The 21,690-nt window shown below is 44.7% G+C and carries 19 protein-coding genes; 7 read left to right on the plus strand and 12 right to left on the minus strand.

Annotated elements, in window-relative coordinates:
• Positions 1 to 106: 106 nt before the first annotated feature.
• Both ACMUEV_RS03445 and ACMUEV_RS03450 read left to right on the plus strand, forming a co-directional pair.
• Positions 107 to 805 carry a 2OG-Fe dioxygenase family protein gene (locus ACMUEV_RS03445; protein ID WP_190651800.1) on the plus strand — a complete coding sequence of 233 codons (699 nt, stop codon included), beginning with the start codon at positions 107 to 109 and terminating at the stop codon, positions 803 to 805.
• Between the two features lie 14 nt (positions 806 to 819).
• On the plus strand, positions 820 to 2,079 hold the full coding sequence (locus tag ACMUEV_RS03450) for a cysteine desulfurase-like protein (protein WP_190651798.1): 1,260 nt from the start codon (positions 820 to 822) through the stop codon (positions 2,077 to 2,079).
• Between the two features lie 120 nt (positions 2,080 to 2,199).
• Here the strand turns inward: ACMUEV_RS03450 and ACMUEV_RS03455 are convergent, their stop codons facing one another.
• The 5 genes from ACMUEV_RS03455 to hppD all read right to left on the minus strand — a co-directional run bounded on the left by ACMUEV_RS03455 (position 2,200) and on the right by hppD (position 8,507).
• On the minus strand, positions 2,200 to 3,363 hold the full coding sequence (locus ACMUEV_RS03455) for a pyridoxal phosphate-dependent aminotransferase (RefSeq protein ID WP_190651796.1): 1,164 nt from the start codon (positions 3,361 to 3,363) through the stop codon (positions 2,200 to 2,202).
• Positions 3,342 to 5,228, minus strand: a complete 1,887-nt coding sequence (locus ACMUEV_RS03460; RefSeq protein WP_190651794.1) for an AMP-binding protein — start codon at positions 5,226 to 5,228, stop codon at positions 3,342 to 3,344. Before ACMUEV_RS03460 ends, ACMUEV_RS03455 begins: the two co-directional genes overlap by 22 nt.
• Positions 5,229 to 5,240: 12 nt before the next feature.
• On the minus strand, positions 5,241 to 6,152 hold the full coding sequence (locus tag ACMUEV_RS03465) for a DUF3865 domain-containing protein (RefSeq protein WP_190651792.1): 912 nt from the start codon (positions 6,150 to 6,152) through the stop codon (positions 5,241 to 5,243).
• A gap of 76 nt (positions 6,153 to 6,228) precedes the next feature.
• Positions 6,229 to 7,386, minus strand: coding sequence for a homogentisate 1,2-dioxygenase (locus ACMUEV_RS03470; protein WP_190651790.1), 1,158 nt, complete (start codon positions 7,384 to 7,386; stop codon positions 6,229 to 6,231).
• A gap of 29 nt (positions 7,387 to 7,415) precedes the next feature.
• On the minus strand, positions 7,416 to 8,507 hold the full coding sequence (gene hppD, locus ACMUEV_RS03475; RefSeq protein WP_190651788.1) for a 4-hydroxyphenylpyruvate dioxygenase: 1,092 nt from the start codon (positions 8,505 to 8,507) through the stop codon (positions 7,416 to 7,418).
• Positions 8,508 to 8,975: 468 nt separating this feature from the next.
• Here hppD and ACMUEV_RS03480 point away from each other — a divergent pair, with 468 nt between their 5' ends.
• Together ACMUEV_RS03480 and fahA are read left to right on the plus strand one after the other, a co-directional pair.
• Positions 8,976 to 9,857, plus strand: a complete 882-nt coding sequence (locus ACMUEV_RS03480; protein ID WP_190651786.1) for a hypothetical protein — start codon at positions 8,976 to 8,978, stop codon at positions 9,855 to 9,857.
• Positions 9,854 to 11,161, plus strand: a complete 1,308-nt coding sequence (gene fahA, locus ACMUEV_RS03485) for a fumarylacetoacetase (RefSeq protein ID WP_190651784.1) — start codon at positions 9,854 to 9,856, stop codon at positions 11,159 to 11,161. Before ACMUEV_RS03480 ends, fahA begins: the two co-directional genes overlap by 4 nt.
• A gap of 7 nt (positions 11,162 to 11,168) precedes the next feature.
• Here fahA and ACMUEV_RS03490 read toward each other — a convergent pair whose 3' ends face one another.
• The gene (locus ACMUEV_RS03490) at positions 11,169 to 11,666 is read right to left on the minus strand and encodes a helix-turn-helix domain-containing protein (protein ID WP_017290681.1); all 498 of its coding nucleotides are present in this window, start codon (positions 11,664 to 11,666) and stop codon (positions 11,169 to 11,171) included.
• A gap of 350 nt (positions 11,667 to 12,016) precedes the next feature.
• On the opposite strand from ACMUEV_RS03490, the gene ACMUEV_RS03495 reads away from it, so the two are divergent.
• Entirely contained in the window at positions 12,017 to 12,457 is a 441-nt protein-coding gene (locus ACMUEV_RS03495) for a hypothetical protein (RefSeq protein WP_017290680.1), read from the plus strand.
• Positions 12,458 to 12,501: 44 nt separating this feature from the next.
• Positions 12,502 to 13,014 carry a hypothetical protein gene (locus tag ACMUEV_RS03500; protein ID WP_190651782.1) on the plus strand — a complete coding sequence of 171 codons (513 nt, stop codon included), beginning with the start codon at positions 12,502 to 12,504 and terminating at the stop codon, positions 13,012 to 13,014.
• Between the two features lie 198 nt (positions 13,015 to 13,212).
• On the opposite strand, the gene arsB is transcribed toward ACMUEV_RS03500, so the two are convergent.
• From arsB to ACMUEV_RS03525, 5 genes are all read right to left on the minus strand, one after another.
• Entirely contained in the window at positions 13,213 to 14,367 is a 1,155-nt protein-coding gene (gene arsB, locus ACMUEV_RS03505) for an ACR3 family arsenite efflux transporter (protein WP_190651780.1), read from the minus strand.
• 4 nt (positions 14,368 to 14,371) lie between these two features.
• Positions 14,372 to 15,634, minus strand: coding sequence for an organoarsenical effux MFS transporter ArsJ (gene arsJ / locus ACMUEV_RS03510; RefSeq protein ID WP_190651779.1), 1,263 nt, complete (start codon positions 15,632 to 15,634; stop codon positions 14,372 to 14,374).
• Positions 15,635 to 15,652: 18 nt separating this feature from the next.
• The gene (locus ACMUEV_RS03515; protein ID WP_017290677.1) at positions 15,653 to 16,663 is read right to left on the minus strand and encodes an ArsJ-associated glyceraldehyde-3-phosphate dehydrogenase; all 1,011 of its coding nucleotides are present in this window, start codon (positions 16,661 to 16,663) and stop codon (positions 15,653 to 15,655) included.
• Positions 16,664 to 16,845: 182 nt separating this feature from the next.
• Positions 16,846 to 17,943: a PstS family phosphate ABC transporter substrate-binding protein gene (locus ACMUEV_RS03520; RefSeq protein ID WP_199329527.1), complete on the minus strand. Its 1,098-nt coding sequence runs from the start codon at positions 17,941 to 17,943 to the stop codon at positions 16,846 to 16,848.
• A 113-nt stretch (positions 17,944 to 18,056) separates the two neighbouring features.
• On the minus strand, positions 18,057 to 18,386 hold the full coding sequence (locus ACMUEV_RS03525; RefSeq protein WP_190651778.1) for an ArsR/SmtB family transcription factor: 330 nt from the start codon (positions 18,384 to 18,386) through the stop codon (positions 18,057 to 18,059).
• A 469-nt stretch (positions 18,387 to 18,855) separates the two neighbouring features.
• Here ACMUEV_RS03525 and ACMUEV_RS03530 point away from each other — a divergent pair, with 469 nt between their 5' ends.
• Positions 18,856 to 20,253: a DUF4041 domain-containing protein gene (locus ACMUEV_RS03530; RefSeq protein WP_190651776.1), complete on the plus strand. Its 1,398-nt coding sequence runs from the start codon at positions 18,856 to 18,858 to the stop codon at positions 20,251 to 20,253.
• Between the two features lie 154 nt (positions 20,254 to 20,407).
• Here ACMUEV_RS03530 and ACMUEV_RS03535 read toward each other — a convergent pair whose 3' ends face one another.
• Positions 20,408 to 21,679, minus strand: a complete 1,272-nt coding sequence (locus ACMUEV_RS03535; protein WP_190651774.1) for an ATP-grasp domain-containing protein — start codon at positions 21,677 to 21,679, stop codon at positions 20,408 to 20,410.
• Between the last annotated feature and the right edge of the window lie 11 nt (positions 21,680 to 21,690).

Below are 21,690 nucleotides of genomic sequence, written 5' to 3' on the forward strand. Positions count from 1 at the left end.
GAGAAGTAACTGGAGTATGGTGCTCTCATAGTATTTCTAATTCAGCGATTTGCTGACAACCAGTCAATTGATGGAGCTACTCGTTTGACTGAAATGAGAAAATCAAATGCTAAATCTATCTAAACTACAAGAATTCATTAAGCCAGAGGCGGATTGTCTGGCTAGTTATGTTTTAGAGATGTTAACCGCGATCGAAGTTGATAAGTTCCGACCATCGTTCGCTCATCTTCCAAAAGATCCCTACTTAGAAGGTAACTATCGATTTAGGCGGCTCTCTCACTTCAAGATTGTAGGAGATCGATTAATCAAGTTACCTCACCGTCGGTTATTCCAGAGCAGGCAATACAATCCATTATTAGGCGACGTAGTTCGAGAGTATTCTGAGCTAGATGATGAGTTAATTCAGCTAGAAGAGTTTCAACGATTGGTTTGGGAGTTTTTCCAGTTTTGCCAACTGTGTTCTACTTCCCAAGAGATTGGAGTTCATCAGATTCGCACCACTGCATCTCCTCACCAATCTGGTAATCCTGCACCAGAGGGAATCCATCGAGATGGAGTCGATGTGGTTGGAATTTTCTCAGTCGATCGCAACAAAATCGAGGGGGGTGAAACTCATCTTTATCAATCAAAAGACGACAAGCTTCCAGCATTTACCAAAGTCTTAAATCCAGGAGAACTTCTCGTCTTTAGGGATGCTCAATACTTTCACTACACATCCCCAGTCAATGTGCTTACAAATGAACAAGGGACTAGAGATGTGTTTGTTTTAACCTGCCCAGGGCTATTCCCGCCTGATGAGAATTGAGTTTGGAGCGTCCTATGACTATTTTTGATCTAGACTGGATTCGCGCCCAATTCCCCGCTCTGCGTCAAGAAATGAATGGGTATCCAGTCGCATTTTTGGATGGACCCGGCGGGACTCAAGTTTCGCAGGGAGTAATTGATGCGATCGCGAACTACTTCACTACGTCGAATTCTAATTTGCACGGAGCTTTTGTGACCAGCGTACGAACTGAGGCTCTAGTCGAACAAGCACGACTAGCAGTTTCGGATTTTCTGAGCTGCGATCGTGATGAAGTTGTGTTTGGAGCCAACATGACGACGCTGACGTTTGCAATTAGTCGATCAATCGGGCGAGAATTGCAGCCTGGGGATGAGATTGTTGTGACAACGCTTGATCACGATGCCAATGTCGCGCCTTGGCTAGCACTTCAAGAACGGGGTGTGATGGTTCGCACAGTTGATATTCATGAGAGCGACTGCACTCTGGATATGCTGGATTTAGAACATCAGATCACAGAACGCACAAAGCTAGTCGCGATCAGCTATGCCTCAAACGCAGTTGGTACGATCAATGATGTTAAAAGAGCAGTTCAACTCGCTCATGCTGTAGGAGCATGGGTATTTGTTGATGCAGTTCACTATGCACCGCATGGGTTGATTGATGTTCGATCGCTAGACTGTGATTTCCTCGTTTGCTCTGCCTACAAGTTTTTTGGGCCACATGTTGGTATCCTCTACGGCAAACGAGAGCATTTAGCTCGTCTACAGCCTTACAAGCCTCGCCCTGCTCCTGAAGAAGTTCCGTTTCGATGGGAAACCGGAACACAAAACTTTGAGGGACTGGCAGGAGTAGTAGCCACGATCGAGTATTTAGCTGAGTTAGGGAGACACGTTTCACCGATCGTTACCAATCGGCGGAGTGCCCTTGCTGCTGCAATGCAAGCAATTCAGAACCATGAGCGATCGCTGTCTGAATATTTGATTCCTCATTTGCTCGAAATTCCTGGAGTGACGCTCTACGGCATCACGGAGCGATCGCAATTGAACTGGCGTACGCCGACATTCGGACTTCGTATTGCTGGCTATTCTCCTGCTGAAATTGCAAAAATATTAGGCGATCGCGGTATTTTTGCCTGGAATGGAAACTTCTATGCTCTGAATCTCACTCAACGGCTCGGCATTGAGAACAGTGGAGGACTGGTGCGAATTGGCTGCACTCACTACAACACGATAGAAGAAATTCAGCGCTTGCTGCATACGCTGCACGATGTCGCTCAGCCGAGTGTCGTAGCGTGAGCAGATACAGCTTGATTTGTAAGGTCTTGCAAGTTGGGGGAATAGGGGACATATCCTTTACTCCCCCTTTTACGAACATTTAGGATGACTAGAGACGCTAAAAGCCTTGAATGCAGAGAGTTACAATTTCATGACTGCTGCGCGCATTCGGTCGATCGCGATTTGAAGATTTTCTAATGAATTCGCATAAGAAATTCTAAGATAGCCCTCACCAAATTTACCAAAGGCTGTGCCTGCTAGTAGCGAAACGCCTGCTTCATTGAGAAAGTAATCCGCGAGCGCGTTACTCGACAACGGTAAATCTTTTACATTTGGAAAGACATAGAATGCACCCGCAGGCTTGAGGCAATGAATTCCTTCGATCGTGTTTAAAGCATCGACAATCGTATCTCGTCGGTGCTTGAACTCAGCGACCATTTGATTGACAAAATCTTGTGAGCCTCGCAGCGCTTCGATGCCAGCCATCTGAGTAAAGGCGCAAGTACAAGAGTTGCAATTAATCATAAGACGAACGATTCCCTCAACAAGATGTTTAGGAATCACACCATAGCCAAGCCGCCATCCTGTCATTGCATAAGTTTTAGAATAACCATCGAGTAGAATAGTACGAGCTTTCATCCCAGGAAATTGAATCAAGCTAATATGCTTACCTTCATAAAGAATTCGAGAATAGATCTCATCAGAGAGAACATAAAAATTATGTCGATCGGCAAGTTCTGCGATCGCTGCTAAATCTTCAGCTTGTAATAACCCTCCGGTGGGATTTTGAGGAGAATTAAGAATGAGTAAGCGAGTTCGATCGGAAATTGCATTGATCAAATCATCTAAATGAAAGCGAAACCCAACATCTTCGCGGAGTGGTAAAGGAATTCCTCTAGCACCGACAAAATTGATCACCGATTGATAAATTGGAAAGCCTGGATCCGGGTAAATCACTTCATCACCTTCATTGACTAACGCCATGAGCGTAAAGAAGATAATCGGCTTAGCTCCGGGCGTAACAACAACTTCGTCTGGGTGAATTTCGACGTTTCTGGTGGTCGAAATATGTTCAGCGATCGCTTCTCGCAATGCGAGCAATCCCGCTGCCGGAGTATAGCCCGTATAGCCATCTTTCATCGCCCGGAATGCTGCTTCACAAATCGGAAATGGCGTGGGAAAGTCAGGCTGCCCAATTTCTAGATGAATAATTGATCGTCCTTGAGCTTCTAGCCGTTGTGCTTTGGCAAAAACATCAAAAGCAGATTCTGTTCCTAATCGACTCATGCGTTCTGCAAGTTCCATGCGGTACACCTCTTTGAATGAATTGTGTTGAATTGATCGCGCAGAACTCGCCGCATGACTTTATTCGATGAAGTGCGAGGCAAAGCGTCTACAATCACCAAGTCGCAAATTTTGAATAACGGATTGAGGCGTTGAGCGATCGCGGTTTGTAACACTGCTTTGAGTTCTGCTTGTGTTTTCTGTAGGTTCGGCTCAACAACGGCATACACAACAAGCTGGCTCGGCCCACCTTCAGAAGTTGGAATGCCTTGAGAATAGTATGGAGTGCTAATCGCTGCGGTTTCACGAATGCCTACAACCGTGTTTAGCACTTGTTCAATCTCTGCTGAACTGATTTTAATTCCACCCAAATTCATGGTGTCGTCCGCACGACCGCCCATCTGATAGTAACCATTCGGCAATCGCTTCAGATAATCCCCATGCCGACGCAAAGACGATTGATCAAGACCATCAGCAAAATAGATCTGATGATGGTCTTTATTCAATAATTCTGTAGAAAGCCCGATCGAAGGTGGAATGATAAAAGCCTCTCCTTCATCTGCGGAATGACCATCAGCATCTAGAATTGTAAAATCTAAGCCTAGCGCAGGTGTTGTAAAAGTTGCTGGAATACAAGGCTGAACAAGAGTACCCGTGATGTAAGCTCCGCCAATTTCCGTTCCACCACAGTATTCAATGACTGGCTTATTGCTTGCAAGAGACATTAAATACTGCATATCTTGAGAATTCGAGCATTCGCCTGTCGAACTAAAAGCTTTAATCGCGCTCCAATTCAATCCCTGCATACAATTCGTCGTTTTCCAAACTCGGACTAAACTCGGTACAACACCCAAGAGAGTAACCTGAGCAGCTTGGATAAATTGACCATATTCTCGCGTCGTCGGTGCGCCATCATAAAGCGCGATCGTAGCTCGGTTCATCAAGCTTGCAAAGATCAGCCAAGGTCCCATCATCCAGCCTAAATTGGTTGACCAAGCAACGACATCGCTCGGATGAATATCTTGGTGCAAATGCCCATCGACTGCACATTTGATCGGGGTTGTTTGTGTCCAGGGAATGGCTTTAGGCTCTCCGGTTGTGCCAGAAGAAAACAGGATATTAATATGGGCTGTGGGAGACATAGGAACCGCATCAAAGATCTCATTCGGACTGAGAAAATTACTCCAAGTTAAGTCATAAGATCGCAATTCAACCGTTGAAGCTGGACGTTGAGAAAGTACGATCGCTTTTGGAGCATTCGCTTCAATAACCTTGCTATAAAGCGGTAACTGCTTTCCACCCCGACAAATGAAGTCCTGAGTAAAAATTGCTTTAGTGTTCGCGATATGTAATCGAGTCGCAATTTCAACTGCTGCAAAACTATCCGCGATCGACACAACAACACAACCCGCTTTGATAATTCCTAAGTAAATTGCGACAGATTCAGCCGTCATCGGCATCGCGATCGCAATTGCATCACCAGGCTGAAATCCTAATTCGACTAAGCTATTTGCAACCCGATTCGTAAGCGACTGTAATTGCTTGTAAGTCCAAGTGTGCAGCGAACCGCCTTCTGATTGAAACACGATCGCGGTTTTGTCTTCACTAGCTTGAAAACAGCTTTCAACAATATTTAATCGAGCATTTACAAGCCATTGCGAAAACTCTACACCCTGTGATAAATCAACAATCTGCGTACACGGCTCCTGAAAACGAATTCCAAGCCGTTGAATCATCACATCCCAGAAAGCTGCACGATCGCGAATTGACCAAGAATGCAGAGCTGCATAGGTGTGAATCTTCAAATCCTGCATCAGTGCTGCAATATTCGTTGCCTGAATTTGTTCGATTGATGGAACCCAGACAGGAGAGAGTTCTTGGTGCATGGTTGCTTCCTCTCAATAAGTGCGATCGTGCTCTAACCCATTCCAAAAAACAGCGATCGCATCTAGAATTTGTTGCCCTCCCTGAATGAATTTAGTGCGATCGAACTCTGGCTTGAAGTACACGGCTTCGAGTTCCTCTAACGTATGTTCTGCATGTTGAGCTTCCACACGATTATGCCAAGTGAAAAAAGCTAAATGCAGAGAGGGATGCCGAGTTTGTTTGATGCGCGTCAATCCATCTTCTAGCTCTTGCCAGAACCCTGCTGCTGCCCAATTCTCAACTGCAAAGCTAGCACCTTCCGCTACATTCGGATCATCACTGCCATAGAGCCGTTGCAATTCATCACAGAAATGTAGTGTGGCAGGGCTACCGTGCTTACGTTGCCCAATCTCCTCATAGTGCAAGCCAATTCCTTCTGCAACCGTTGCTAACCATTCAAAATGAGCAGCCCGAAAGCGACAGATTCCACCATCAACCGTTCCTTCTGTGCTGACCACTTCAGGATCACCTTCTCGATCTTTTTCCTCCTCTGTTTTAACGGTTTGAGCATTGTCTGTCCCTTGCAACTTTCGATAAATCACACCTAGCTCATTTAGTAAAACCTCGCGGCTTGCTCGTGATTGTTGAAGCGTTGGAGAGTTAATGACTTTCAACAATGCTGCAATCAGAAATTGATTCGAGAACACAGAGAACTGACGAATAAAATACCGTAATTGCTCATCTGTGGCTTTGCCTGCTTGAAACCAGCGTGTATAAGCGTTATCTGTGATAATCGGATGCCGCAAAAAGTCGCACTCAACTTGTTGAAGAAAGTCCTGAAAGTCATCAACTTGTTGTTGAGTTAATTTCCCCTGATGCAAGCGCTCCTGAATTCGATCGGAGATCGATAAATGTGTCGAGAGAGTAGTGAGAACCGGAGACATAGAGAGAGTGTCCTTCTTGTGAAACAAACCTGGCTATTAAAATGAACTGAATTATGAAACAAACCTGGAATTGCCTTTAAGCAGCCCAACTATAGGGATATTGCATATCTTCTAGCTCCACTGCTTGTCGAGTCAGTTTTAGCGGACGAAACGTATCGATCATGACAGCAAGTTCATCCGTGCGCTCTTTACCGATCGATCCTTCGTACATCCCGGGATGTGGCCCATGCGGAATGCCGTTCGGATGTACTGTCATCGACGATCGCTCAATCCCCTTACGGGACATAAAATTGCCCTCAACGTAGTACAGCACTTCATCCGAATCGACATTGGAATGATTGTAGGGTGCAGGAATAGCGAGCGGATGGTAGTCAAACAACCGAGGAACAAACGAACAAATAACAAACCCTGGCGCTTCAAAGGTCTGATGTACAGGCGGTGGTTGATGAATGCGCCCAGTTACAGGTTCAAAATCAGCAATATTAAAGGCATAAGGATAAAGATAGCCATCCCAACCTGCCACATCGAGCGGATGATGATGATAAAGATAGGTCGTAATGCGATCGCGCGCCTTAACTCGCACTTCAAACTCACCCATCTCATCGTGAGGAGTTAAAGTTTCGGGTGGGCGCAAATCTCGTTCACTGTAAGGTGCATGTTCTAGGAATTGCCCATATCGATTCAGATACCGAGCAGGCGGATCAATATGTCCTTGAGCTTCGATGACTAACATGCGCTGAGCCGTACTACTATCCGGCAGAATTCGCCAGATAACTCCAGTTGGAATCACCAAATAATCACCCGGATGATAGTGCAACTCACCGTATTGGCTTTCTAGTAAACCACTCCCTTCATGAATAAAGATGACTTCATCCCCATGAGCAAATCGATACCAATACGACATTGGCTCTGTCGGTTGTGCGACTGAAATACAGACCTCTCCATTTGCCATCAGAGGAATGCGAGATGCGATCGCATCTCCTTTACTCAATGCTTTCTGAGTCCGCAAATGGCGATGACGCAGTGCCCCAACCTCTTCAAACTCAAGCGCGATCGTTTGCTCCAGAAACACCTTGTAAACTTGCGTTGGCGGGTACAAATGATAGAGCAGCGATTGAATACCCGTAAAGCCACGAATCCCCATCAATTCTTCGTGATAGAGTGAACCATTTGACGCACGAAATTGGGTATGTCGCTTGTGGGGAATTGTACCGAGCCGATTATAGTACGTCATTGCTGGATACCGTGATTTCTAACTTCTGCCTAGAGATTTCCTCGCAGGGCTTGTTCACGTTCGATCGCCTCAAATAAAGCTTTGAAATTGCCTTCACCAAAGCTTTGAGCACCATGACGCTCAATGATTTCAAAGAACAAAGTCGGACGGTCTTCAACAGGCTGTGTAAATATTTGGAGTAAATAACCCTCCTGATCGCGATCGACTAAAATTCCGAGTTCTGCTAGACGATCAATCGATTCATCAATCTTGCCAACTCGTGTTTCTAAATCTTCGTAGTAGGAGCGTGGGACATTCAGAAACTCAACGCCTGCTTGTTTTAGTTTTGTAACCGTCTCTACAATGTTGTGAGTTGAGTAAGCAATATGCTGCACTCCCGCCCCTTGATGAAATTCCAAATACTCCTGAATCTGCGATTTTCCCTTTCTTAAAGCAGGTTCATTAATCGGGAGTTTAATCTTGCCAGAGCCATCTTGCACCACTTTCGACATCAATGCTGAATACTCAGTCGAAATCGCTGCATCATCAAAGCCAACCAACAACTGAAAGCCCATTGTGTCAGCAAAAAACTTCACCCAATGTTCCATTTCACCTTGTTCAACATTGCCAACAATATGATCAATGGTTTGAAGCCCTGCGTCATGATTTGGTAGCGCTGAATGTCGAGCTTGAAACTGGGGTGCAAAAATGCCTCGATAGTTCTGTCGATCGACAAACTTGAGAAGTACATCTCCGTAAATATGAATCGCTGCATATTGCAGAATTCCTGTTTCATCTTCGACGCGAGTCGGCGGTATTGCAGCGATCGCTCCTCGCATAGTTACATGTTGATAAGCATCCACAACATTCGGCACTTGCACAGCAATCACAGCGACATGATCGCCGTGCTTCAACACACTCTGAGCAATCGGATGATCAGAATTCAGCGCTGTACTGAGAACTAATCGAATTGCGCCTTGCTGCATGACATACGAAGCAACTTTGCGACTCCCTGTTTCTAAGCCCCGATACGCTATGTTTGTGAATTGAAAGAACGTTTCATAAAAACTTGCTGCCTGCCTTGCGTTGCCAACATAAAACTCAAGGTGATCAAAACATAAAATAGAAAATAACTCAGCCATTAGGTTCCTCCTTAGTAGAGGAAAGGTAAATAAAATTAGCCCCTCTCAGCCGAGAAGAATGCATCAAGAGCCTTACTCTTACATACAAGCCCTGTAGAGAAGCAGACAAAACGCCTGAAAGCCCCTTCGCTTCACTTGCCTGTGATTGGAAGTGACAGGCGGAACAATGCAAAGAACTTTAACAGTCAATGAGGTCAAGAACCAGTGACGCCTAAAGTAGCTAGCAAGAATCAAGAAGAAGTTGTGAAAATTTGTGAATCTGATAGATAGCTACCCAACGGGTTTGAAGCGCTGTTTAGGATAGAGTTCCTGAGGCTTCTCAAAATCAGTTACTAGAACCAATCTGAGAAGCCATAATTAGATTATAGATTTAACTTTTCAGAATTGCTAATCACAAGGATAGATTTAAGAGAATGCTGAAGACATACATCAAATCTTCAAGTTGCTGATTAAAGGAGGTATCACCGAGTGTTAACGTCGCTCAAACAACTTCTCACACGGATTATAGACTATGCCGGACTCTTTCCCCCTGCACAGCTAAGCCTACCTGAAGCAATAAATATTTACGATCGTGCTCACGCTTCTCCACATTGCTGGATGCTCGATCGCTTCGTCTTGCCTGCTGCTCGCCTTCTAGAGTTCATCAAGCTTTTACCTTCTGAGAATGCCGCTTCATCTCAGCCCTACTCATTAAGCGTGATTGTGTCTAGAAACTGGCGATCAGACTTGGAGCAGATATATCAACTCACTAAAACAGAGCCTTCTATTCGTATTAGTGCCTTAGAAGTTGCCCCACTCTCACCTATTGAGATGCAGTCAATCAGGCTAGAAATACCGACTGAAGTAGATACTTTTTTTGAAATTCCGTTTAATGTTGATTTAGAACCCTATCTGGATATTCTGCACCAAATCGGAGCAGGCGCAAAGTTGCGAACAGGCGGTATCACGAGCGATGCATTTCCTAATAGTACGCAACTGGGACAACGCATCTTATCCTTAGCAAATGCTAGAATTCCCTTCAAGGTAACGGCTGGATTACATCATGCCATACGAGGTCATTGCTTCACTGATGCTTTGAACAGAACTTCTACAACAATGCACGGCTTTTTGAATGTTGCGGTCGCTTCAGCTTTTGCCTATCAACAAGCTATCCCACTGAATGAAGTTGTGGCAATCCTTGAGGAGTCGTCGATCGATGCATTCCAACTGAGCGATATCGAAATTGGCTGGCATGAGTTCTCGCTTCCCAGATCAGCGATCGAGTATTCTCGACAGCAATTCTTTCGATCGGTCGGTTCTTGTTCTTTTGAAGAACCAATTCATGACCTTTATAACTTGAAACTTTTATGACCTGCGCGATTGATTTCACTCACGATCCAAATTTGCGGAGTTGGGTTCACTCTGCAAATCAAGCCGACACTGATTTCCCAATTCAGAATCTTCCTTTTGGAATATTTCAAGCCCAAAATCGTTCTGAAACACCGCATATTGGCGTTGCGATCGGCGATCAAATTCTCGATCTCATGGCTTGCCAGAAACTTGGGCGACTTGAGGAACTACCAGAAGCTCTGCAAGCTGCCTGCTGTGCTTCGACCTTAAACTCATTGATGGCGATGGGGAAGCCAGCCTCGTTACGCCTGCGCCATCATCTCAGCCAATTACTTCGTGTCGGACAAGCTCCCGATAGCAGAATCCTTGTTTCGATGTCAGACGCACAATTGCTTTTGCCTACCACGATCGGCGATTACACAGATTTCTACGCTTCTATTTTTCACGCAACCAATGTGGGTAAGCTATTTCGCCCCGACAATCCCCTACTGCCGAACTATAAATATGTCCCGATCGCGTATCACGGACGAGCATCATCTATTGTTCCAACTGGCACTTCAATCAAACTTCCCCACGGTCAGCAGAAACCAGCAAATAGCTCAACTCCGACATTTGCCCCGACTCAAATGTTGGACTATGAGCTTGAAGTCGGTTGCTTTGTGGGAAAAGGAAATGACTTAGGAGACACCATCTCGATCGATCAAGCAGAAGACCACTTATTCGGCTTATGCCTTGTAAATGATTGGTCGGCGCGAGACATTCAAGCTTGGGAATACCAGCCCCTTGGTCCTTTTCTGTCTAAAAGCTTTGCAACTACACTCTCTCCCTGGGTTGTGACGATGGAAGCTCTTGCTCCATTTCGAGGCACTGCATTTACAAGGTCAGTCGATGATCCGCCAATTCTGCCTTATCTCATGTCATCTTCTAATCAAAGTACAGGTGGGATTTCCATAAAACTAGAAGTCATGTTGTCTTCTGCAAAAATGCGTCAAGAGAACATAGCCCCCTTGCGTCTAAGTCAGAGCAACTTCCAACATATGTATTGGACAGTGGCACAAATGCTCACCCATCATGCGAGTAATGGCTGCAATCTTCGCCCTGGAGATTTATTTGCTAGCGGAACAATTTCAGGCAATGAAACAGGGACTCAAGGCTGCTTGTTAGAACTCACGCAACGAGGAACACAGCCGATCACGCTTCCAACGGGAGAAGTGCGATCGTTTCTAGTCGAAGGAGATGAAGTTACGCTTCAGGGCTATTGTGAAGAAAAGGGGTACGTCAAGATTGGGATGGGTCAATGCCAGGGCAGAGTGACTGGAACTTGACAATCAATTAAATCGTTGTCTTCTGCTTTCTAGGAATATTTCGAGCTAAAAACTGCCGCTTCACAATTTCATAAGCTTGTTTGTAAATCTGGAAGTCTGTCGGTTTTTCGATCTCTGGCACACTTCGAGTCACGGTATGAAATGCTTGGACGATCGCATTCAATCCAGCGATCGCATCTTCTTGAGGAATCACGATGTGAACTGAATCTTTACTAAATTTCGTGGCATACTCAAGAGCACTGCGCCTCGCAAGTTTCTCGATTTTATTTTCGTGAACCAGCCGTGCAACTTCAGTCAGATCCACTCCAATAATCCGAGCAATGCGATTTGCTGTGCGTTCATCAGGATTGCTTTCTTTGCGGCAAATCCAGCCAAGTCCTGCTCTTGAAATGTTCACATCTCTCGCAAGTTGGCTCATGTTAGTCTGCGGATTTTTTTCGAGATAATTTAAAACTAAAATTCCGAATGCCGAACATTCTTCTAAACGAAGCTTTAATGGGTTCATGACTAAACCATATCGCTTTAAGCGCAGGGGATTTACTTCATACAGTAGGTCGAAGATTTTTCATACTCATCTATCGATTGTTAGACATAAACTGAATCATTAATTGCCTCGTAGAAAAACCCCAAGAGGTAGACTGACTTGCAACCTCAGACGGGTGAAATCAGCTGAGCAACATCTTTACTCTTAAGCAAAAGTAGAGCATTTACTTTAGAAGTTAGGACATGCCCTATGGCACTTCATTAGGAAAGTTGTCCAAATCTCCACCATTCGGAAAGATTTTGCAGACAGATTCTTCACCCAGAGTTTTGTCCGCATGACTTCGATATCCACTTATTACTCAGGAGGATACCGTGAACGTTTTTCAACACAGTCGCAAGGTTCTCGCAACCATTGCGCTCGTTTTCGTTGTGCTATTTACCACTGCATGTAGTGCTGCAACTGCTAAAGCACCTCCAACCAATGTTTCTGCACCCATTACCCGCAGTTATAGCCAGCTTGAACGCGGCAATTCAGGAGTAGGACAAGATTTTGGCAACTGGGTTGTGACGACCAGCAAAGGTTTGATCAAAGATGCCTACGTGCGCGACAACAATAAATTAGGGGTTGTGATTTCTTCACAGGTGCGTCCGACCGAAGTCAAAGATCTGACTCGATCGCTGACGCAAGGATTTCATAAAAACTTTCCCAATCAAGATCTCACGGTCTTAGTTTATGCCCCGGACAAGCAGTTGATTCTGACGGCTCAGTATGATCAACAGTCCAACAAGATTCAATATCAGTCTGCAAGTTAGTAACGTATCTACAGTATTTAGTGATTTGACCAGGAGAAATGATCATGTCGAGTAGTGACGCTTATAAGCGCCAAGTCATGCAAGATTTGGCGGGTGGAAATACCGAGAGCATTGACGAAGAAAGCACTTCACAGAACTATCAAAATTTTGATGATTTTGCTCAACGATCGACAAGAGATGAACGTCATCAGATCTTTAGCCGTTCTTTCAATCCAAATCAGGTGCCCTCAAGCCAGATGGAACCCGAACTGCAAAAAGCGATCGCGCAAATCAAACCCAATGAGCGAGATGATGTGGCGCGAGAATTTTTCAGCCATCTTAAGAAACGCGGCATTCACGATCGCGATTTAGAAAAGCAACTTGGACTATCGACCCATCACCCAAGTCGCATGAGTGCAGATGATGTCAGTAAACTGGCTGCCTTTGTGTATCACAATCACCCGGATATTTTTCATGACGTATTAGCCGATCAACCTGCATTGGTGAAATTTCTGAGTAATCCGGTTGTCGGTGCTGCCTTTGGTGCGATCGCAGCAAAATGGTTGGGTCATCGGTAAATTCAGAACTGAATGAATTCAGTTCGAATTCTTCCCAGTTAGCCTGTAAGGTACTAGCGCTCCGACTACTTTAGCTCATGGATAAGTGGTGGTCGGAATGCGCTGTACTCTATATTTTAAGAGAGCCGATGTCTCAAAGGACGCTTTAAAGACAACAGAGAATGTGGATTTTGAGCAGCAATTGAGACGCAATGCGGTTCAGTGGCGAGACGAGATACAACGCGGATCGGGTAAGGTTGCTTTTTCAGGCTGGCGCGGAAACCAAAAGGCAGTGCGTTTACAGACTTCTATCAGCATCAGCATCACTGGGACTTCGATCAATACCCCGACAACGGTTGCTAGGGCGGCTCCAGAATTTAAGCCAAATAAAACAACAGCGGTGGCGATCGCAACTTCAAAATGATTGCTTGCTCCAATCAGTGCAACGGGAGCTGCATCTTCATAAGGCAATCGAAGTTTCAGAGCAGCAACATATGAAATCAGAAAAATAAAATTGGTTTGCAAAAAGAGTGGGACTGCAATCAGCAAGATGTGTAGGGGATTGCTAACAATTAATTCTCCCTTAAACGCGAACAGCAGAATCAAGGTGATCAGTAGGGCTGAAATTGCGATCGGGTTCAGGTACTTCAAAAACTTTTGCTCAAACCACGCTCGCCCTTTGTGTTTCAAAATCCAGTGGCGCGAGTAAATCCCAGCAATTAATGGCAAACCAACATAAATGGCAACGGAAAGCGCGATCGTTTCCCATGGAACAGCTAAATCATTTGCTGCCAATAACCAACGCCCCAAAGGTGCATACAGAAACAACATCACAAGTGAATTTACCGCAACCATCACTAAGGTATGACCTTGATTGCTATAGGATAAGTAACCCCACATCAGCACCATTGCAGTACATGGCGCAATTCCCAACAGAATCGTTCCAGCAATGTACGAATTCGCTAACGTCACTTCGCTGCCTCTGATCACCTCAGTTCCAGTCAGCAAAGGACGAAACACTCCTCCTAAAAATCCTTGAGCAAAAGCAACCATCGTAAACGGCTTAATGAGCCAGTTCGCGACTAGGGTTAAAATCACAGGAGTCGGAGCGCGAACGGCTTGCTTAGCTTGTGAAAAGTCGATCTTCACCATGATGGGATACATCATGAAAAATAAGCAAACCGCGATCGGAATTGATACCTGATAAAGGCTCATTGCATCTAGCGTTGTTGCAATCTCCGGAAACAGTCTTCCTAGCACAATGCCGATACCAATGCACAAAAAGACCCAAAGAGTTAGATATTTCTCAAAGAAGCTCAATGCACTGCCAGCTTGTACGGGAACAGTATTCGTCGATCGAGGATTGAGGCTCATCGCATTAGTCTCCGTCTTTTGCTTTCCAAGCGATCGCTTTACTCGGCTTTGGGGTTGGCAATTTGAGAGAAATCAGTGCTGCAGCAACAACAAATGCGGCTGAAGTCCACAAGCAGCCGATCAGCCCAAAGCTTTGATAGATTAGCCCTGATAAAACGGTTCCTGCCAATCGTCCTCCAGAGTTTGCCATATAGTAAAACCCAACATTCAGGGCGACTTTATCATCATCCGTATACGCGAGAACCAAGTAAGAATGTACGGCTGAATTGAACGCAAAGACAACACCAAAAATCAGTAAGCCACCGACGATCGCAGAGTTTGGATCGACCCCAACAGCAAGCGCGATCGCGATTAAGGCAGGTACGATCGTCAAAGTAACCGTCCAAAATCGAATCGTACTCGTCGAGGGCGGACGACCCGACCCAAATCGCTGAATTAACGCAGGGGCAGAGGATTGAACAATTCCGTAGCCAATGACCCAGAGCGCCATGAAGCTACCGACTTGGTAGAATGACCAGCCAAGTACTCCACGTAGGAACACAGGTAAGCCAACAACAAACCAAACATCCCGAGAACCAAAGAGAAAAAATCTTGCGGCTGACAAGATATTGATTTCGCGACTCTTAGAAAACAGTTGTGTAAATTTCACCTTGGCTTTGATCTTGCCCATACCTTTCGGCAACATCAATCCAGTGAACATCAAGACAAACAATCCACCTGCCATCCACCACAGCGAATTGACAAAGCCGATCGATGCAAGTAACGCAGCGCCTAGAAAGAATCCGAATCCTTTGAGCGCATTCTTTGATCCAGTGAGAATTGCAACCCATTTGAACAATGAAGACTGTGCATCTTGGGGCACAACCAATCGGATCGCACTCTTAGAACTCATTTTCGTCAGATCTTTTGCAATGCCAGAAAAGGCTTGAGAGACCATCACATATCCAACTGCAAACCATTGCGCCCAGTTACGATCGAGAAATGACAACATCACCAATGCAAAGATCTGCAACCCGATTCCTGCATAGAGCGTCACTTTTAACCCAAGTTGAGAGCCGATCCAACCTCCGAAGAAATTAGTCACAACTCCAAACACTTCATAAAACAGAAAGAGAAATGCAACTTGCAACGGCGAGTAACCAATCTCGTAAAAATAGAGCAGAACTAACAATCTCAATGCGCCATCAGTGATTGTAAATCCCCAATAAGCAAGCGTCACGAGGATGTAGTTTTTTAGGTTGGCATTATGAGCCGTTGTAGATGACATAGGGCAATGATAAAAGGGTTAATTCAAACTCAATGCAACTTTTCGAGCCAGTTCGACCATACGATTCGAGTAGCCCCATTCGTTGTCATACCAAGCCAAAATTTTCACTTGGGTTTCATCGACAACCATTGTGGAGAGGGCATCAATAATCGACGATCGCGGATCATCTTTATAGTCGATCGACACCAACGGACGTTCTTCGTATCCCAAAATGCCGTTTAACGAAGTTTCCGAGGCTGTTTTGAGCAATTGGTTGACTTCTTCAACACTGGTCGATCGCGCGACTTCAAACACGCAATCTGTCAGCGAGGCATTGAGCAAGGGAACTCGCACTGCTAAACCATTCAACTTACCATTGAGTTCCGGATAGATTAGCCCGATCGCGGTTGCTGATCCTGTAGTTGTTGGAATGAGCGATAAGCTTGTGGCTCTCGCACGACGCAAATCTTTATGGGGAGCATCAACGATCGTTTGAGTGTTGGTATTGTCGTGAATCGTTGTAATGATTCCATGCTTGATGCCTAGCCCCTCATGAATCACTTTCACTACAGGCGCAAGGCAATTGGTCGTACAAGATGCGGCAGTTAGGAGGTGATGCTCATCCGACTGATAAAGATGGTCATTGATTCCCATGACAATATTGAGCGCTCCTTGTTTGACGGGAGCCGCGACAATCACCTTTTTCACTCCGCGCTTGAAGTAGGGATCAAGTGTTTCAGGAGTGCGAAACTTACCTGAACATTCCAGCACGATATCAACGCCGTAATCTTCCCAAGGGACTTCACCGGGTTTCGCATATTCGCTGAAGGTCACAGGCTGTCCATCAATGAGAATGCGATCGCTTCCAGCTTCGACATCGGGTGCCCATCGCCCATGCACTGAATCAAATTTGAGTAAATGAGCGGCAGTTTCCGCTCCGCCTTTGACTTCGTTGATGTGAACAAATTCAAATTCCGACCAACCCCAAGCAGCACGGAAATCGAGCCGTCCAATCCGACCAAAACCATTGATTCCAACTCGTACAACCATGTGCCTCACCTTAAAGCTACTGCTTCATTTCAACTTAAATTAGAATAACGTTAGAGTTATTCTAATGCAATACTTCAATTCAGGGCTGTTTTAGATAAATCAAATCTAAAAAACTTGTTTTGACTTTCCAGAGTTGTGACGACTTCGCGACGTATCGATCGCAATCTTGCTCAACGCGATTCCTAAAATACAGCTTGTTTACGAAGGAGTTCACTAATCGTCAAATCAGGCTGAGGAACCCCATCAAATACTGTTCCTACCTTGCCTTGATAGAAGTGCAGGTTCGTCAATCGGTAGCCTTCATCCGGCAGTGGAATGTATCCGAGCTGGGTGACAAACCGTTTAGCATTGTCGAGGTAGTATGTTACGAACGCTTGCAGTTCCGGTTTACGCTGTGCAGCAGTAATGTTGACGTAGATAAATAAGGGACGAGAGAACGGGCGATACTGCGCTTTCTCAACCGCTTCTCGTGAGGGTAAAACTGCACCACGACCCTGACCATAATCCACAGCGAGGGCTTTAAGTTCATTTTGCTGAGCTTCATAGTACGAAAGCCCAAAGTAGCCTAGAGCATTGGGATCTTTTAGGACTCCCGCGACTAACTCATTGTCATTCTCGCTGGCGGTGTAATCTGTCCGGCTCTCATTTGGCTTTCCGGTTGTGACTTCATTGAAATAGTTGAATGTTCCAGACTCTTTGCCTGCACCATATAGTTTGAGTGGTTGGTTTGGATAAGAGGCGCGAACCTGGTTCCAGTTCGTAATTTTGCCTTGAGCAGCAGGTTCCCAAATCTTCTTCAGTTCGGCAACCGTAATATCTTTTGCCCAAGTATTTTGCGGATTAACCACCAGGGTAAGGGCATCAAACGCGATCGGTAGCTCATAGAAACGCACTCCTGTTTTTCCACAAGCCTCGATTTCTTCTTTAAGAATCGGGCGAGAAGCATTGTTGATATCGATTTCACCAGCACAGAATTTTTTGAAGCCGCTGCTTGTGCCAGAGAACTTAACGTCGATCGCACCCGCTTTGTCCCCTTTTTCTTTGCGATACTCTTTCGCAGCGACCTCCGAAACTGGGTAAACTGTGCTCGATCCATCGATTTTAATCCCAGAGTAAGTCGGCACAACTGGGTTTGGCACATCTGCTCTTACAGGAGTAGAAGACTGGGATGGATTAGAGTCAGTTGCCTGATTCGAGGAGGTACACCCAACTAATCCAGCCGTCATGACAAATCCAGTCCCTAGCAAAAACTTGAAGAGAGTTGAGGTCTGCATTTTCATAATGAAGCTCATTGATGCTTCAATAATTAACAGCTCAATCATTTCAAATAAATTTGATTTGCTCAAGTGTGCTACAAAACATTCTGCTTAAGAATTGTAAAAAACTTGATGGATTATTCCGAGTCGCGACAGCTTCGAGCGGGTAAGATTGGGCTGAAACGGCGAAATTCAGCGAGGTACTGTTCGAGGACAACGAACTGTGGCAAATTCAAACTGTAATAAATCCAGCGTCCTTCTTGCCGAGACTTGACCAACTGAGCTTCTTTCAATGTTTTAAGATGAAAAGAAAGCTTTGATTGGGTGACGCTTAAAGCTTCACACAGATCACAAACGCAAAGTTCGCGATCGCGCAGCAAATCTAGCACTTGAACACGCAATGGCTCAGAGAGTGCATGAAAGCCCACAATCACTAAATTTGATGAAACCTCGGTCACTTTAGCCATCAAGTTTTCTCAGAATGACGATTAAAAGAGTACTTCTCAGTTTAGCCTGTAAATCAACGAAAAAGCGAAAAGGCACGCCTGTAATCAGATCAAATTAATACCGCATCATCCGTGACAGTATGAACATCACTGCCGAGGTTATATTTGCGATCGAACGAGAAGAACAATTCCATCCACTGAAATTGCTGCTTATTACGATTAAAGTGTCACATAGATTTCTATCTTTCTAAAATCCCGATCTGGGGAATTAGACAAAGTCGGACGGGCCAAATCCGTCTCAAGCTGAGATGGCGGGCTTCGATTAGTTGGTTGAGGAAAGGTTTGAAGACCGCTAGGGAGTAGACAGGATATACGATTTCTTACGTTTAAGGGAAGAAAGTTTTAAATAAACCTCAAAATTAGGCGGACACTGGGTAATTACTTAGAAATCTTGATTAACATGTGATTAAAATGCTTTCGGTTTACTGGTATGACGTATCTGTTGTTTTTTCTCGCCACTGGCTCAATCACTGCTCTCGTTTTCGTAGTGAAGCAACTGCAACAACACAAAAACGAAAATCGGATACTTCGACAACAAGCAGAAGAGACTAATAGGCGCTTACAAGATGCAGATCGAAAGTATGGCGGACTAATTTCTAAAGAAGAATCTATCAGAACTCTAGACAGCCAAATTACAGCTTTGACTGAGCAATCGAGGCGGATTAATGAGCAATCAAAGGCTGAGGAGTACGAACTATCAACTAGAGTTGCCGTCTTAAGAACAAAGCTTCGAGAGCTAGAGGAACAGGACTTTGTTGAAGAATTCGGATTCTATGACTCCAAGTATGACTTTCAGGAAGCTATAGAGTACAAGCAACGTCTAGATGTGATTCGTGCCCAGCAGAAGCAAATGATAAAAGACAAAACGGCGGCTATCTGTAGTACTGAGTGGTCAGTGAGTGGAAGCCTCAAAGAAGGCAAAAAAATGACCGATAATTTCCTTAGATTAGTTTTGCGTGCTTTCAATGGCGAGTCTGAGGCTGCCGTTATGAAAGTAAAGTACAACAATGTTCAAACGATGGAGAAACGGATTAGAAAAGCATTTGATGAATTGAACAAGTTGTCTCAAACTACATATTGTAAAATTACACCACAGTATTTTGACTTGAAGTTACAGGAGCTTTGGCTGACTCACGAATATCAAGAAAAAAAGTATCAAGAACAAGAGGAACAGCGTGCCATTCGTGAGCAAATGCGTGAAGAGGAACGAGCCTTACGAGAGTTAGAAAAAGCGAAGCAGGAAGCGGAACGTGAAGAGAAACGCTATCAAGAAGCCTTGGAAAAAGCTCGTAAAGATGTAGAAAATGCAACTGGGAAAGCGCAAGAAAAACTTCTGGCTCAAATTGAAGAGTTGCAGCAGAGGTTAACAGAAGCTGAAGCCATCAGACAAAGAGCTATGTCTCAAGCGCAAATGACGAAATCTGGATATGTTTACATCATTTCAAACATTGGTTCATTTGGCGATCATGTTTACAAAATTGGTATGACACGCCGACTCGACCCATTAGATCGAGTCAAAGAATTAGGCGATGCTTCTGTTCCATTCCCCTTTGATGTTCATGCAATGATCAACTGTGCAAATGCTCCGGAACTTGAGTCACGACTGCACAAACGTTTTGATGCTAGGAGAATGAATAAAGCAAACGGTAGAAAGGAGTTTTTCCGAGTTTCGATAGAGGAAATTGTTAAAGCTGTTGGAGAAATTGACACAGAGCTTAGAACTTGTAAATCAGAGATTAAGTTCACCAAGGTTGCTGAGGCTACTGAGTATCGTAAAACTTTGGCACAAGAGCGAGAACAACAAAGAGAGACTGTGCCAGCCAGCTAACAATTCGGTTGGAGTGGCAGTTGAGAGTTCTCTCGTCTAGCGTTATGATCAGTCTACTGCTGCTCAACCGCATCGTTATCTGTATTTTCTGGCGACCACAGCCCATCAGTGTAAGACAGATCCATCTGGGCAAAGTTGATGCAGAATCTATGCCTTAACCTGCCAACATCAATCCTTTATCATGCAGGTGTTGTTCAATTTGCCGCATCTCTTCTCGCGTTGCTCCTGTCACAATGCCATAAATCTCAGTATAAATTTTGCCGTACTTCACTTTCTCTAGTGCTGAGAGAATCAAAAAATCTTTCCGCTCTAGCTCTCGTTTCAACTCCGTCAAGATAAAATCAAGCGTTCCTTCCATGCGATAACTGCTAGCGTATTTCGCGATCGCTTTATCTAACTTCAAGAGTTCATGGCGCTGAAGACACAAAGGAGTAGACCCGTTAATCCGAAAATTAGCATCGATCGCATAGAGTTGTCCGTCTCTATCTTCCAAGATATCTACACCAATCACCCCAAAATATCCTTGTTTGTGAGCATAGTTCCCTACTGCCTCAATGATTTCAAAGAACTGGCTCAAATCATTGTGATAGTCAATCAAACCGCCCAGATAGTCCCCTGTAGAGCTAACCAATTGCTGAGTTACACCAATCAGGGAAATGTTGCCTTGTTGATTGACATAAAATTGAACGCAGTAATTATGCACCTCATGCTGAATGAACTCTGAGACAACAATCGTTTGGAGTAGATTGATCTTGAGATACTTCTCCAGTTCGTGTAAGCAATAGTTCAGATCACTATCATTACGAATGATATAAGTTCCCTCACCTGAAAGACCATGTGAGGTTTTAATCAAATAAGGAAATTGGGCCGGCAGGCTAATTTGATCAAGGCTCGTTTGAGCTAAATGATAGGTTTGATAGTTCGGGCAAGGCACTCCCAGCTCGGCAAGGGTTACTTTACTCAGCAAGTAGTAATGGGTGTCTGGGTGAATCGCGTGCTTTCCGGGTCGTAATCGGTCAAACGGAAATAAAGTGATTATGCGATCGTACTGATCACTCTCATTGAGATCATCCAAGTACGTCGAACAATCCATCATCTTTAACTGCTGATCCTGAAAATCAAACTGATCGCGCCAGTACTGAACAAGCAGAGATGGAGGCGGAACAATCACAATCCCAGGTAGCGTATCCCCTAGAACTGCTAAATTTTTCCAAGGTTCCTTCTGGCAAATTTTATCAAACGAAGTTTTAGTCGCTTCACTACTCCCATCTTGCAAAAAGTATTGCTGCGTGTTTGGATAAGCTGCCCAACTTGCCGTAGCAGGATAGTTCAAAATGAGGGCATCGCGATCGACTTGAATATCCTGAGCAAATAAGTCAGACAGCGAATTGCCTTGAAAAAATGGAAAGGGACTTGGAGAAGACATCACAAAACATT

The sequence above is a fragment of the Leptolyngbya sp. FACHB-1624 genome (genome assembly GCF_047649235.1).
In the GTDB taxonomy this organism is placed as follows: domain Bacteria; phylum Cyanobacteriota; class Cyanobacteriia; order Leptolyngbyales; family Leptolyngbyaceae; genus Leptolyngbya; species Leptolyngbya boryana.